The sequence below is a fragment of the Bradyrhizobium sp. CCBAU 45384 genome (assembly GCF_028128665.1).
Classification (GTDB): Bacteria; Pseudomonadota; Alphaproteobacteria; order Rhizobiales; family Xanthobacteraceae; genus Bradyrhizobium; species Bradyrhizobium manausense.
Genome location: NZ_LBIZ01000116.1, coordinates 55,430 through 67,892, shown reverse-complemented (window position 1 = coordinate 67,892; position 12,463 = coordinate 55,430). Strand labels below are relative to the sequence as shown.

General features: G+C 63.8%; 12 protein-coding genes. 6 read left to right on the top strand and 6 right to left on the bottom strand.

Features of this window, described 5'->3' with window-relative positions:
• The first annotated feature begins 83 nt into the window (after window positions 1-83).
• The gene (gene pdxH / locus XH80_RS29865) at window positions 84-725 is read left to right on the top strand and encodes a pyridoxamine 5'-phosphate oxidase (protein ID WP_057753611.1); all 642 of its coding nucleotides are present in this window, start codon (window positions 84-86) and stop codon (window positions 723-725) included.
• 38 nt (window positions 726-763) lie between these two features.
• Window positions 764-1,516: an SDR family NAD(P)-dependent oxidoreductase gene (locus tag XH80_RS29860; protein ID WP_271601675.1), complete on the top strand. Its 753-nt coding sequence runs from the start codon at window positions 764-766 to the stop codon at window positions 1,514-1,516.
• Window positions 1,517-1,695: 179 nt separating this feature from the next.
• Here the strand turns inward: XH80_RS29860 and XH80_RS29855 are convergent, their stop codons facing one another.
• Both XH80_RS29855 and XH80_RS29850 read right to left on the bottom strand, forming a co-directional pair.
• Window positions 1,696-1,914 carry a hypothetical protein gene (locus XH80_RS29855; RefSeq protein ID WP_271601674.1) on the bottom strand — a complete coding sequence of 73 codons (219 nt, stop codon included), beginning with the start codon at window positions 1,912-1,914 and terminating at the stop codon, window positions 1,696-1,698.
• Window positions 1,915-2,121: 207 nt separating this feature from the next.
• A complete protein-coding gene (locus tag XH80_RS29850) occupies window positions 2,122-3,099 on the bottom strand; it encodes a magnesium transporter CorA family protein (RefSeq protein ID WP_057753614.1) in 978 nt (325 codons plus the stop codon).
• 338 nt (window positions 3,100-3,437) lie between these two features.
• Here XH80_RS29850 and XH80_RS29845 point away from each other — a divergent pair, with 338 nt between their 5' ends.
• Complete coding sequence (locus XH80_RS29845) at window positions 3,438-4,121, top strand: L,D-transpeptidase (protein WP_057753617.1); 684 nt, start codon at window positions 3,438-3,440, stop codon at window positions 4,119-4,121.
• Window positions 4,122-4,162: 41 nt separating this feature from the next.
• On the opposite strand, the gene XH80_RS29840 is transcribed toward XH80_RS29845, so the two are convergent.
• Window positions 4,163-5,254 (bottom strand): extensin family protein, encoded by a 1,092-nt coding sequence (locus XH80_RS29840; protein WP_271601673.1) that lies wholly within the window; start codon window positions 5,252-5,254, stop codon window positions 4,163-4,165.
• 65 nt (window positions 5,255-5,319) lie between these two features.
• Here XH80_RS29840 and XH80_RS29835 point away from each other — a divergent pair, with 65 nt between their 5' ends.
• Both XH80_RS29835 and XH80_RS29830 read left to right on the top strand, forming a co-directional pair.
• Window positions 5,320-6,948, top strand: coding sequence for a fatty-acid--CoA ligase (locus tag XH80_RS29835; RefSeq protein ID WP_057753623.1), 1,629 nt, complete (start codon window positions 5,320-5,322; stop codon window positions 6,946-6,948).
• 234 nt (window positions 6,949-7,182) lie between these two features.
• On the top strand, window positions 7,183-8,040 hold the full coding sequence (locus tag XH80_RS29830) for a DUF1499 domain-containing protein (protein WP_271601672.1): 858 nt from the start codon (window positions 7,183-7,185) through the stop codon (window positions 8,038-8,040).
• A gap of 106 nt (window positions 8,041-8,146) precedes the next feature.
• Here XH80_RS29830 and XH80_RS29825 read toward each other — a convergent pair whose 3' ends face one another.
• From XH80_RS29825 to ribB, 3 genes are all read right to left on the bottom strand, one after another.
• Window positions 8,147-9,067, bottom strand: coding sequence for an MBL fold metallo-hydrolase (locus tag XH80_RS29825; RefSeq protein ID WP_271601671.1), 921 nt, complete (start codon window positions 9,065-9,067; stop codon window positions 8,147-8,149).
• A gap of 135 nt (window positions 9,068-9,202) precedes the next feature.
• Entirely contained in the window at window positions 9,203-10,417 is a 1,215-nt protein-coding gene (locus XH80_RS29820) for an acyl-CoA dehydrogenase (RefSeq protein WP_271601670.1), read from the bottom strand.
• A gap of 83 nt (window positions 10,418-10,500) precedes the next feature.
• Window positions 10,501-11,577, bottom strand: a complete 1,077-nt coding sequence (gene ribB / locus XH80_RS29815) for a 3,4-dihydroxy-2-butanone-4-phosphate synthase (RefSeq protein WP_057753632.1) — start codon at window positions 11,575-11,577, stop codon at window positions 10,501-10,503.
• Window positions 11,578-11,864: 287 nt separating this feature from the next.
• Between ribB and XH80_RS29810 the strand changes: the two genes are divergently transcribed.
• Complete coding sequence (locus XH80_RS29810; RefSeq protein ID WP_271601954.1) at window positions 11,865-12,395, top strand: DUF3124 domain-containing protein; 531 nt, start codon at window positions 11,865-11,867, stop codon at window positions 12,393-12,395.
• The last annotated feature ends 68 nt before the right edge of the window (window positions 12,396-12,463 follow it).

Here is a 12,463-nt window from a genome sequence, read left to right as displayed (position 1 = left end):
GCCAACGCGTCCCCATGCCCTATATAGGGCAGTAGCAGATGACAGCGCGCTTTGGGCCGCGGGACGCAATTCGGACTCCAGACATGACCGACACGACCTCGATGAAACACCAGACACCCTTAACATCCGGTGATTTCACCGCCGCCGACGAGCCGTTTGCGCTGTTCGAGGCCTGGTTGAACGAGGCGATCAAGAGCGAGCCGAACGATCCGAACGCGATGGCGCTTGCAACCGTCGATCCCGATGGCCTGCCTGACGTGCGCATGGTGCTGATGAAGGGCTTCGATACCGGGGGGTTCGTCTTCTACAGCCACATCGCCAGCCAGAAAGGCCGCGAACTTGCCGCAAATCCTAAGGCGGCTTTACTTTTTCACTGGAAGTCGCTGCGCCGTCAGGTCCGCATCCGCGGCAACGTGACGCCGGTGACCGATGCCGAGGCCGACGCCTATTTCGCAACACGACCGAAGCAGGCGCAGATCGGCGCCTGGGCCAGCAAGCAGTCGCAAGAGCTCGAGAGCCGCTTCGCCTTCGAGCAGGCCATCGCCAAGGTCGCGGCCAAATACGTCATCGGCGAGGTGCCGCGGCCGCCCGGCTGGAGCGGCTGGCGCATCACGCCTGTTCGCATCGAGTTCTGGCACGACCGTCCGTTCCGCCTGCACGACCGCATCGAATTTCGTCGTGACGCGGCCGGCCAGCCGTGGTCCAAGACGCGGATGTATCCTTGAGCTCTGCCTCAATCATTGGCCCGACCTGAAAGATGTCCATGCCGCATTCGTCCAATGCGCCGCGCCGCACGCTGCTCCTGACCGGAGCGAGCCGCGGCATCGGCCACGCCACCGTGATCCGCTTCTCGTCGGCGGGCTGGCGCGTCATCACCTGTTCGCGGCATCCCTTCCCCGAGGATTGCCCGTGGGATGCCGGCCCTGAGGATCACATCCAGGTCGACCTCGGCGACCCCCAAGACACCGCGCGCGCGATCTCAGAAATCCGGAGCCGCCTCGAAGGCGGCATGCTGCATGCCCTCGTCAACAACGCCGCGATCTCGCCGAAGGGGCCCGGCGGCTCCCGCCTCGGCTCGGTCGACACCGATCTCGACACCTGGACGCACGTCTTCAACGTCAATTTCTTCGCGCCGATCATGATCGCGCGTGGCCTGATGGAGGAATTGAAAGCGGCCAAGGGCTCGGTCGTAAACGTCACCTCGATCGCCGGCTCGCGCGTGCATCCCTTCGCGGGCGCGGCGTACGCGACCTCCAAGGCGGCGCTTGCCTCGCTGACGCGCGAGATGGCCTCCGACTTCGGCCGCATCGGCGTGCGCGTCAACGCGATCGCGCCGGGCGAGATCGACACCTCGATCCTGTCGCCGGGCACCGAGAAGATCGTCGACCAGCAGATTCCGATGCACCGTCTCGGCACGCCCGACGAAGTCGCCAAGATCGTCTATGTGCTGTGCACGGACACCAGTTCTTACGTCAACGGCGCCGAGATCCACATCAACGGCGGTCAGCACGTCTAGGCAATCCTCTATCCTCTGTCATTGCGAGCGCAGCGAAGCAATCCAGACTGCCTCCGCGGAGACAGTCTGGATTGCTTCGTCGCTTCGCTCTCGCAATGACGAAATTTTGCGCTTAGGGAAGCCAGGCGATCCAGACAACGCCGCCGCAAGACTGGATCGCCCGCCCTTCCTTCCGCTCCTCAGTCCAGGCGAATTCGACGCGACCGTTCGTGCAGCCGCGGTGCGGCTGCGTTGAATGCCGTCGAGCAGTCGTCATCGTTCTCGCCATCGAGCAGCGGAGCACCACAGTGCCGGCACATACGCACCGACAACGACGGCGCCTTGCCGCTCGCCACCACCTGACGATAGCTCGTCAGATCGATGACGTTGGGGGGCGTCGTTATGTGTTTTTCAACCATGGTTCTTCCTCGCGGCTAACCCGCTGCTTATCGCAGACAAGTTTCGCGCAAACGTTCAGCCCACCGCTCAAATTTTACCGGAGGAATTGGGGCACGGCACACACATCACAGCGCGGCCGCAATGACGCTCTATTCTGCGACACCATCAGCCTTGGCTTGGCACCCGGCGTAAGGTCTCGGTAGCCATTTCGAAAAACGCGAGCCGGATCACAGCCACTTCTTCCATTTGAAGATCCAGTACGGCACGACGGCGGCGATCACCATCAGCACCAGCGCATACGGATAGCCGTGCGCCCATTCGAGTTCCGGCATCGCCTTGAAGTTCATGCCGTAGATCGAGGCGATCAGCGTCGGCGGCATCAGGACAACGGCCATGACCGAAAACAGCTTGATGATGTTGTTCTGCTCGAGGTTGACGACGCCGAGCATCGCGTCGAGCACGAAGGTGATCTTGCTGGAGAGATAGGAGGCGTGATCGGTCAGCGAGGCGACGTCGCGCTGCATGGTCTTGAGCTGCTCGCGCATGTCCTTGGACCATTTCACGCCCTCCACCACCGCCGACAGGAAGGTGACGACGCGGCCGATCGACACCAGGCTCTCACGGACCTTGGAGGTCAGGTCGCCCTTGCGGCCGATCGAGATCAGGATTTGCGAATATTGCTTGGCGTGGCCGTGGCGCTCGCTTTCCGGCTCGAAGATGTCGTGGCTGACCTGGTCGATCTCCGTGCCGCAGCGTTCCAGAATGTCGGCGCAGCGGTCGATCACGGCGTCCAGCAGTTCCATCAGCACCATCTCGCCCGTGATCGCAGGGGCGCAGGTGCGGGCAAGCTTCGCCTCCACCAGGGCGAAAGGCTTGGGCTGGTCGTAGCGCACGGTGACCAGGCGGTGGTCGCCGAGGATGAAGGTCACCGCTGTGGTCCGGGGCATATCGGTATCGGAATGACACATCAGTGTCGCGGTCATGTAGCGCGCGCCGTTCTCGATATAGAGGCGGCTGGAGATCTCGATTTCCTGCATGTCCTCGCGGGTCGGGATCGCGATGCCCAGCAGCCGTTCCACGGCCTTGTCCTCGGCCGCGGTCGGATTGACCAGGTCGATCCACACGGCGTGATCAGGCACCGCCTCGAGATCGTTGACGACGGCCTTCTTCAGGGAGGTGTCGGTGGGGACGAACACAGAAAACATGAACAACTCCAGCAGGGGACCTGCGACAGAATGACTGCCCTTAACGCGATTCTGACAAGTTCATGATGACAACCACATTAACGGAGCATTTGCATTTGTGGCGGCCGCATGGCCCAACTGTGGCGGGACTCGACAACTGTGCTTTTCGCGCCAAAAAGCCAGCCGATCCGCGGAAAACTTGCGGCAAAAAAGCCACAGGTTGGGTCTCGCAGCGCGGGATAAGCCCCTAAGAGCTGGAATTGTGGCAGATTTCAACGATAATGAAATCAACGGAGTCGAAGGCCTTGGGTGCTACGCTTCAAGGACCTGCGCGGTATTTGTTTGATTGGAACCAAACCATGTCGTCGCTGAAAGTTATGTTGGGCGTTTTGGCTGCGGGCTTCATGCTCTCGGGCTGCATGCAGGCCACGCATTACGAAGCCACCAACACCCAGAATTTCAAGCCGAAGGACAAGGAACTCCTTGCCAAGATCCGGTACGAGAATACGCCGGTGGCAGAGCCGTTCCGTCGTGCCATTGTCGATTACCACCGCAAGGAGGCGCCGGGCTCGATCGTGGTCGATTCCGACAACCACTACCTCTACTACGTGATGGATGGCGGCAAGGCGATCCGCTACGGCATCACCGTCGGCGAAGAGGCCATGGCCTGGTCCGGCATCGCCAAGGTCGGCAGCATGACGGAATGGCCGGCGTGGCACCCGACGCCGGGCGAGATCTCGCGTCTGGGCGTTCCGACCTACGTCGCCCCCGGTCCGGACAATCCGATGGGCTCGCGCGCGATGTACCTGTACTCAGGCGGCAAGGACACGCTGTTCCGTATCCACGGCACCAACCAGCCCGAATATATCGGCGCTTCGATCTCTTCGGGTTGCATCCGCCTGACCAACGAGGACGCAATCGACCTCTACAGCCGCGTCAAGATCGGCACCATCGTCGTAGTGCTCGAGCCGAAGCATGGCGACTCGCCCTACAATTCGCGCCTCGCGCTGCAGGGCGGCGGAGGTTTTCCGAGCAGCAATTAGCGGATTCCATGTGATCTGAAGGCTTTTGAAAAGCGCCGGTCCTACCGGCGCTTTTTTCTTGCCGGCTTGCTCTTGCCGGACTCGGCTGCCGGCTTGCCCGCCGGCGCGGCAGGCCTCTCCTGATCGTCGGCCTCTTCCTTGGCGCCTTCCGACTTGGCACCTTCCGACTTAGCGCCTTCCGACTTGGCGGCGACCTCGCGCGGCGGCGCCTCCTCGGGGCGTTCCGCCGGCAGCAGGGGCGCGATCTGCGGCAAGGGATCCCACACGTTCCACTGGCAAATGCGGTAGTCGTTGCGGCGCTGCGCAAGATCGAGATGGATGTGATCCTCGTGGTACCAGTCCGAGCCCGGGCCGAGCACGGTGGAGAAGCGCGCGCAAACCGAATGCAGCACGCGCTCGCGCACGTCGCGGGATAGGGTACGATCGGTCAGGCCGATCGATTGCCCGTTGGCGAGCTTGAGCGAACGGACGTCGAGCGCGTTGGCCTTGCCGTGCTCGGACAGCATCGCGCCGGCGACGCGGTTGCGGCCACGACACTCGAAGCTGTCGAAATTGTCCAGATCAGTGATAGTCGAGCCGAGACTGGTGGCCAGCGGCGCCATGTCGGTGCGCACCCAATCCGCAATCGCCGACGCCATGGTACAGCGGAGAATCGCCGCCGGTTTGACCGCGACCTTGCGCTTGTCCGGCAGCACGATGGCCTCCAGCCGCACCAGGTCTTCGCCGCCACAGGCGCCGGGTCCGTGGATGTCGGGAATGGATGGCGCGACCGCGATCTCCTCGGTCAGCGCAAGCCGGCACGCCGAGAGTTGCTTCTCGGGAGGCGGCGCAGCCTCGGCCGGCTTGCTCGGTTTCTCCGGGGAGAGCTTGCTGTCGGGTTCTGGCGCGGCCGCTGCCTTCGGCGCCTCCTCCGGGCGAGGCTTTGGTAGCGGTATCTTGGTGGCGTGAACGCTCCGGTGCCGCCGTGGCGTACCAAGACCAAAGATATCGAGCGGTGCAGCATAGTTTCGCGCATCCACGGGCTCAGGCAGCACAAGAGATAGCCCAAGCGCAGCGGTAACCATTGCCGCGCCGGCGGACATATTGCCGCGATAAGACCATTTGCGGCGAAAGTCCGGCAGGCTAAAACTCATGTCAATTCTTTGGCCCTGCGCTGAGAGCGGCAATGCGCCCAGCGATTTCTCGGAGGAACGTCTGAATGCTCGGTTTGATGCAAGATTGGCCCCTGCTCTGTCACCGGATCATCGAACACGCCGCCAAGATTCACGGCAAGCAGGAGGTCGTCACGCGATCGATCGAAGGACCGATCCATCGCACCACCTACGCCGAAATCCACCAGCGGGCGCTCAAGGTCTCGCAGATGCTGGAGCGCGACGGCATCAAGCTCGGCGACCGCGTCGCCACGATCGCCTGGAACACCTGGCGCCATCTCGAAGTCTGGTACGGCATCATGGGCATCGGCGCCATCTGCCATACCGTCAATCCCCGCCTTTTCCCCGAGCAGATCGCCTGGATCATCAACCATGCGCAGGACCGCATCGTGATGGTCGACCTGACTTTCGTGCCGGTCGTCGAGAAGCTCGCCGACAAGCTGCCGAGTGTCGAACGGTACATCATCCTCACCGACAAGGCCCATATGCCCGAGACCACGTTGAAGAACGTCGTGGCCTACGAGGATTGGATCGCCGAGGCCGACGGCAAATTCAAATGGAAGGACTTTGACGAGAACACGGCAGCTGCGATGTGCTACACCTCGGGCACCACGGGCGATCCGAAGGGTGTGCTGTATTCGCATCGCTCCAACGTGCTGCACGCGCTGATGGCCAACAATGTCGACGCGCTCGGCACCAGCGCCTCCGAGACAATGCTGCCGGTGGTTCCGCTGTTCCATGCCAACAGCTGGGGCATCGCTTTCTCCGCGCCCTCGCAGGGCACCAAGCTGGTGATGCCTGGCGCCAAGCTCGACGGCGCCTCGGTCTACGAGCTGCTCGCAACCGAAAAGGTGACGCACACCGCCGGCGTGCCCACCGTGTGGCTGATGCTGCTCCAGCACATGACTGCCAATAATCTGAAGCTGCCGCATCTGAAGATGGTGATCTGCGGCGGCTCGGCGATGCCGCGCTCCATGATCAAGGCCTTCCTCGACATGGGCTCGAACGTGCGCCACGCCTGGGGCATGACCGAGATGAGCCCCATCGGCACCGTCGCTGCGTTGAAGCCGCCGCACCAGAATGCGACCGGCGAGGCGCGGCTCGACGTGCTGCAGATGCAGGGCTATGCGCCCTTCGCGGTCGAGATGAAGATCACCGACGATGCCGGCAAGGAGCTGCCTTGGGACGGCAAGACCTTTGGCCGCCTCAAGGTCTCCGGCCCCGCGGTCGCAAAGGCCTATTTCCGCCTCGACACCAACATCCTCGATGAGGAGGGCTTCTTCGACACCGGCGACGTCGCGACCATCGACGAGGGCGGCTATATGCGGATCACCGACCGCTCCAAGGACGTGATCAAGTCCGGCGGCGAGTGGATCTCCTCGATCGACCTCGAAAACCTCGCGGTCGGCCACCCTGCTGTGGCGGAAGCCGCCGTGATCGGCGTCTTCCATCCGAAATGGGACGAGCGCCCGCTCTTGATCGTCCAGCTCAAGCAGGGCCAGCAGGCCACGCGCGAGGACATCCTGAAATTCATGGACGGCAAGATCGCCAAATGGTGGATGCCCGACGACGTCGCCTTTGTCGACGGCATCCCGCATACCGCGACCGGCAAGATCCTGAAGACCGCGTTGCGCGACCAGTTCAAGGATTATCGCTTCCCGAACGCGGCAGCGTAGGGCTCGTTGCGTCCCCTGGAGGCTGCGAGCGTTGAATGCTCTGAAGCCTCCACAACGTCATGGCCGGGCCTTCGCCGCGCCGAGGCGGCTACGGCCGCGCAGGCGGGACAAGCCCGGGCATGACGAACTGGGTCCTGCGGAACTCTTGAATTTGCCGCCAGACCGTGGTCTCAACGGCTGACCGTCGCGCCAAATCGGCCGGCACCGCCCCAAAACCCCCGTTGAGCTGATCCGATGGCCCGCAGGTTTTCCGCTCCCTATCAGACGGAGCCCGTGTCCAGCCTCGCCACCTGGGCGCGCAATCTGGCCGTGTTCGCGGTGGTGACGGTGGTGGTGTCGGTCATCATCGTCCGCTTCGACTTCCTGGAGATGAAACCGGCGCTGGCCACCTTTTTTGGCGGGCTCGCGATCGCTGGACTGTCCATCCTGTTCGGCCTCGCTGGCTTTGCCGCGATCTGGCAAAACGGCTCGCGCGGCATGGCGCGCATCCTGCTCGCCTTCCTGATCGACGGAGCGATTCTCGCCTATCCCGCCTATCAGGCGCTGCTTTACCGCAAGCTGCCTCATATCTACGACGTCACGACCGACCCGATCGACCCGCCGCGCTTCGAGGCGCTGTCGCGCCTGCGCACCGGCGACGGCACCAACACCGCCGTCTATGCCGGCCTGTATTCGGCTGAGCAGCAGCGTCAGTTCTATCCCGATATCGAGCCGATCGAGCTCGAGATCCCCGTCGACCGCGCCTATGCGATCGCGCGCCAGCTCGTGATCAAGCGCAAATGGACCGTCATCGACGAACGCGAGCCGCAGCCGCCGCGCCGCATGGGCCGCATCGAGGCGGTGGCGCGCACGCCGATCATGGGCTTTCGCGAGGATGTCTCGATCAGGGTCGTGCCTGACGGCGACGATTCCCGCGTCGACATCCGCTCCGCCTCGCGCTATTTCGACAGCGATCTCGGCAGCAATGCCGCGCGCGTGACGAAGTTCATCGATGATCTCAACACCGCGGCCGAGGCCGATGCGCTGAAGCCGGCGAAGAAGACCCCGGTGGCGCCGCCACCCAAGGCTCCGGCAAAGACGGTGAAGAAGTGACGCGATAGAGCGTCATCCCGGGGCGCGCATTAGCGCGAACCCGGGATCTCGCGCCGCTCCCTCGAGATTCCTGGTTCTCGCTTCGCGAGCCCCGGAATGACCGAGGTTAACCCGCCATCCGGTACGTCCCACCAATCACGGGATCGCCATCCGTCGCGACGATGCCGCGTGCGACGAGGTCTTCCAGATGCGCCAGCACGGAATAGCCGGCGGCCGTCGTCAGCCTGGGATCGATGCCGATATAGATCGCGCGCACCATGGACGGGATATCGGTCTCGCCCTTGGCGAGGCGGTGCAGGATCGAGGCCTCACGCGCCTTGCGGTGACGGATCAGGAAGCGCACGAAGCGTTGCCCCTCCGGGATCTCCGGGCCGTGGCCGGAGAAATACAGATCCTCCTCGCGCGCAGCGAGCCGGTCGAGCGAGTCCATGTAGTCGATCATCGAGCCGTCGGGCGGCGCCACGATGGAGGTCGACCAGCCCATCACGTGATCGCCGACGAAGTTGAATTTCCGCTCGGGCCAGGCAAAGGCGAGATGATTGGCGGTGTGACCGGGCGTCGCCACGGCCTCGAGCCGCCAGCCGGCGCCTTCGACGACGTCACCATGGGCGATCCTGATATCGGGCACGAAGTCGCGATCCGATCCGGATTCCGGATTGTGCTTCTCGCTCTCGAAGCGTGGGCGCGAGGCGCGATGCGGGCCCTCGGCATAGACAGGCGCGCCGGTCGCCTGCTTGATCCGCGACGTGTTCGGCGAGTGGTCGCGGTGGGTGTGGGTGACGAAGATGTGGCTCACAGTCTCGCCGCGCACGGCATCGAGCAGGGCGGCCGCATGGGCCTCATCATCGGGACCGGGATCGATGATCGCGACGTTGCCCGTGCCGACGATGTAGCTGACGGTGCCGGTGAAGGTGAACGGACTAGGATTGTCACACAGCACCCGCCGCACGCCGGGGCGGACTTCCTCGACGACGCCGGCCTTCAGCGGAAAGTTGCGATTGAACGGGACGTCGTCATTGTCGGACATGGCTTCTTCTTTGTTCTTTGACGTCATTCCGGGATAGCCCGTCAGGGCCAGACCCGGAATCTCGATGGAACAGGAATGATGCGGCCCGAGATTCCGGGTTCGCACTTCGCGCGCCCCGGAATGACGGATGCCCAATCAGAAAAACGCCTGAATGCCCGTGATGGCGCGGCCGAGGATCAGGGCGTGGACGTCGTGGGTGCCCTCGTAGGTGTTGACCGTCTCGAGGTTATGGACGTGGCGCATCACGTGGAATTCGGCCGAGATGCCGTTGCCGCCGTGCATGTCGCGCGCGACGCGGGCGATGTCGAGCGCCTTGCCGCAATTGTTGCGCTTCATGATCGAGATCATCTCGGGCGCGAACTTGCCCTCGTCCATCAGACGGCCGACGCGAAGCGAACCCTGCAGGCCGAGCGCGATCTCGGTCTCCATGTCGGCGAGCTTCTTCTGCACCAGCTGGGTCGCGGCAAGCGGCCTGCCGAACTGCTTGCGGTCGAGCGTGTATTGGCGGGCGCGATGCATGCAGTCTTCGGCGGCGCCGAGCGCGCCCCAGGAGATGCCATAGCGGGCGCGGTTGAGGCAGCCAAACGGGCCCTTGAGGCCGGAGACGTTGGGCAGCAGCGCGCTTTCAGGAACCACGACGCCGTCCATCACGACCTCGCCGGTGATGGAGGCGCGCAAGCTCAGCTTGCTGCCGATCTTTGGCGCGGAGAGGCCCTTCATGCCCTTCTCCAGCACGAAGCCGCGGATCTGGTTGTCGTGCTCGGCCGACTTGGCCCAGATCACGAACACGTCCGCGATGGGCGCGTTCGAGATCCACATCTTGCTGCCGGTCAGGCGATAACCGTCCGAGACCTTCTCGGCGCGGGTCTTCATGCCGGCCGGGTCGGAGCCGGCGTCGGGCTCGGTCAGGCCGAAGCAGCCGACCCACTCGCCGCTGGCAAGCTTCGGCAGGTACTTCTTGCGCTGGCTCTCGTCGCCATAGGCGTAGATCGGGTACATCACCAGCGACGACTGCACCGAGTTCATCGAGCGATAGCCGGAATCGACCCGCTCGATCTCGCGCGCGACGAGGCCGTAAGCCACGTAGCTCGCATTGGCGCAGCCATACTCCTCGGGCAGCGTGATGCCGATCAGGCCGAGTTCGCCCATCTCGTTGAAGATCTCGCGATCGGTCTTCTCTTCCAGATAGGCCTTGGTGACGCGTGGCAGCAGCTTGTCCTGGGCGTAGGCGCGCGCCGTGTCGCGCACCATGCGCTCGTCTTCGGTGAGCTGCTCGTCGAGCAGGAACGGATCGTCCCACTGGAAGGAAGCCGCAGCCGGCCTGTCCTTGGTCTGAGGGCGCACGCTCATGAAACGTCCTTTCGCATCTGGTTCCGTCTAGAAATTGCCCGACAAACTAAAGCGCCGGCGCCACAAGTGCAATTGCGTTGGCGTCAGCTTTCGAGCTGCTCGTTGGCGACGATCTCGATGCCGAAGCCGGAGAGGCCCTTGTAGTCGTGCACCGACGAGGTGAGATGGCGGATCGAGGTGACGCCGAGATCACGCAGGATCTGCGCGCCGACGCCGACCTCGCGCCACTGGCGGTTGCGGTCAGCCTCCGTCGACGTCTCATCCGGCAGCGGCGAGACGGGAACGCCGGCCGCGCCATCGCGCAAGTACACCAGCACACCGCGGCCTGATTTCTTGAAGTGCTCGAGCACGACAGCCATGCGCTTGTGGCCGGTAAAGGTGTCCTTGACGATGTTCGGCTTGTGGAAGCGCGTCAGCACATTCTTGCCGTCGCCGACGCCGTTGTAAACGAATGCAACGTGGGCGATGGAATCGAACGGCGAGCGGTAGGCATAGCCCTGAAGCGGGCCGATCGGGCTTTCGGTCGTGAAGGTCGACACGCGCTCGATCAGCTTTTCGCGCGCCTGCCGGTAGGCGATCATGTCGGCGATGGTGACGTGCTTCAGCTTGTGCCTGGCGGCGAACTGGGCGACCTGCTCGCCCTTCATCACGCTGCCGTCGTCGTTCATCAATTCGCTGATGACGCCGACCGGCGGAAGGCCCGAGAGCTTGCAGAGATCGACCGCGGCCTCGGTATGGCCGGAGCGCAGCAGCACGCCGCCGTCCTTGGCGATCAGCGGGAAGATGTGGCCCGGGCGGGCGAAGTCGTTGGCGCCGACATTGGGATTGGCGAGCGCACGGCAGCAGGAGGCGCGCTCCTCGGCCGAGATGCCGGTGCCGCCGTCCGGCTTGTAGTCGATCGAGACCGTAAAGGCGGTGGTGTGCGCGGAATCGTTGTGGGCGACCATGGGATCGAGCCGCAGCCGGCGCGCATCGTCGGGGGTAATGGGCGCGCAGACGATGCCGGAGGTGTGACGGATGATGAAGGCCATCTTTTCCGCCGTGCAGAATGAGGCGGCGACGATCAGATCGCCCTCGCCCTCGCGGTCCTCGTCGTCGGTCACGACGACGAGCTCGCCCCGGGCAAAGGCCTGCAAAACTTCCTGAACGGTATCGGGCATTTCCCAATCTCTTAATGGTGTGGGCGGGAGGCTTAGCCGGACTCCGATCCATGCGCTAGTGCCCCGGCCGCAACCGCATATGCGCCCGTACCGGCCTTGAGCCTTGTACCGGCGGATACCAGCCATATAGGCGTGGCGGGGGCGCGCGGAAGGTGTCCGAGCCCCCCTGACCAGACCCGCTCCGCGCCTGATAGAGCTGTGCAATCCCCGGCAATAGGGTAGTCAGGATCGTGGCTGCCGGGCAAACTACGCCAAGGGTGACAAGGGTGAAACGGGCAATGCACCAGATGAGATTCGTCGCTCCGATCCTCGCGGGCCTCTTGTGCCCCCTCGTCCTGGTCACGCCGGCGCTCGCACAAAGCAAGGTCGAGATCGAGCAGACCTTCGCCGGCTCGCTCACAGCGATGCCGAAGGAGGAGCTCACCATCTCCGGTGGCTTCTATGTGCCGGCCTATTCCAGCGTGGCGATGAGCCAGGGCAAGCTGCGGGTCGACTTCTCGGTGACGCTGAGCGTCCACAACGCCTCGGAGACGCAAGCACTGGTGGTCAGGCGCATCGCCTATTTCGACACCGCCGGGAAACAGGTCGAGAGCTATCTGAAGGCGCCGGTCGCGGTGAAGCCGCTCGCCACCATCTCGATCGTCATTCCGACCGACGATGTGCGCGGCGGGACCGGAGCCAATTTCATCGTCGACTGGGCCGCCACGGGCGAGATCGCCGAGCCCGTCGTCGAGGCCTTGATGGTTGGCGGCGTCGCCAATGCGCATTACGCTTTCATCAGCCAGGGACGTCCGACCAGGACGGTGGGCAAGAAGTAACGCGGCCGCTGCTTCGAGCGGGTGCCGTCGCGACCGCCCACCGAAACCACGAAAACAACCCCATGCAC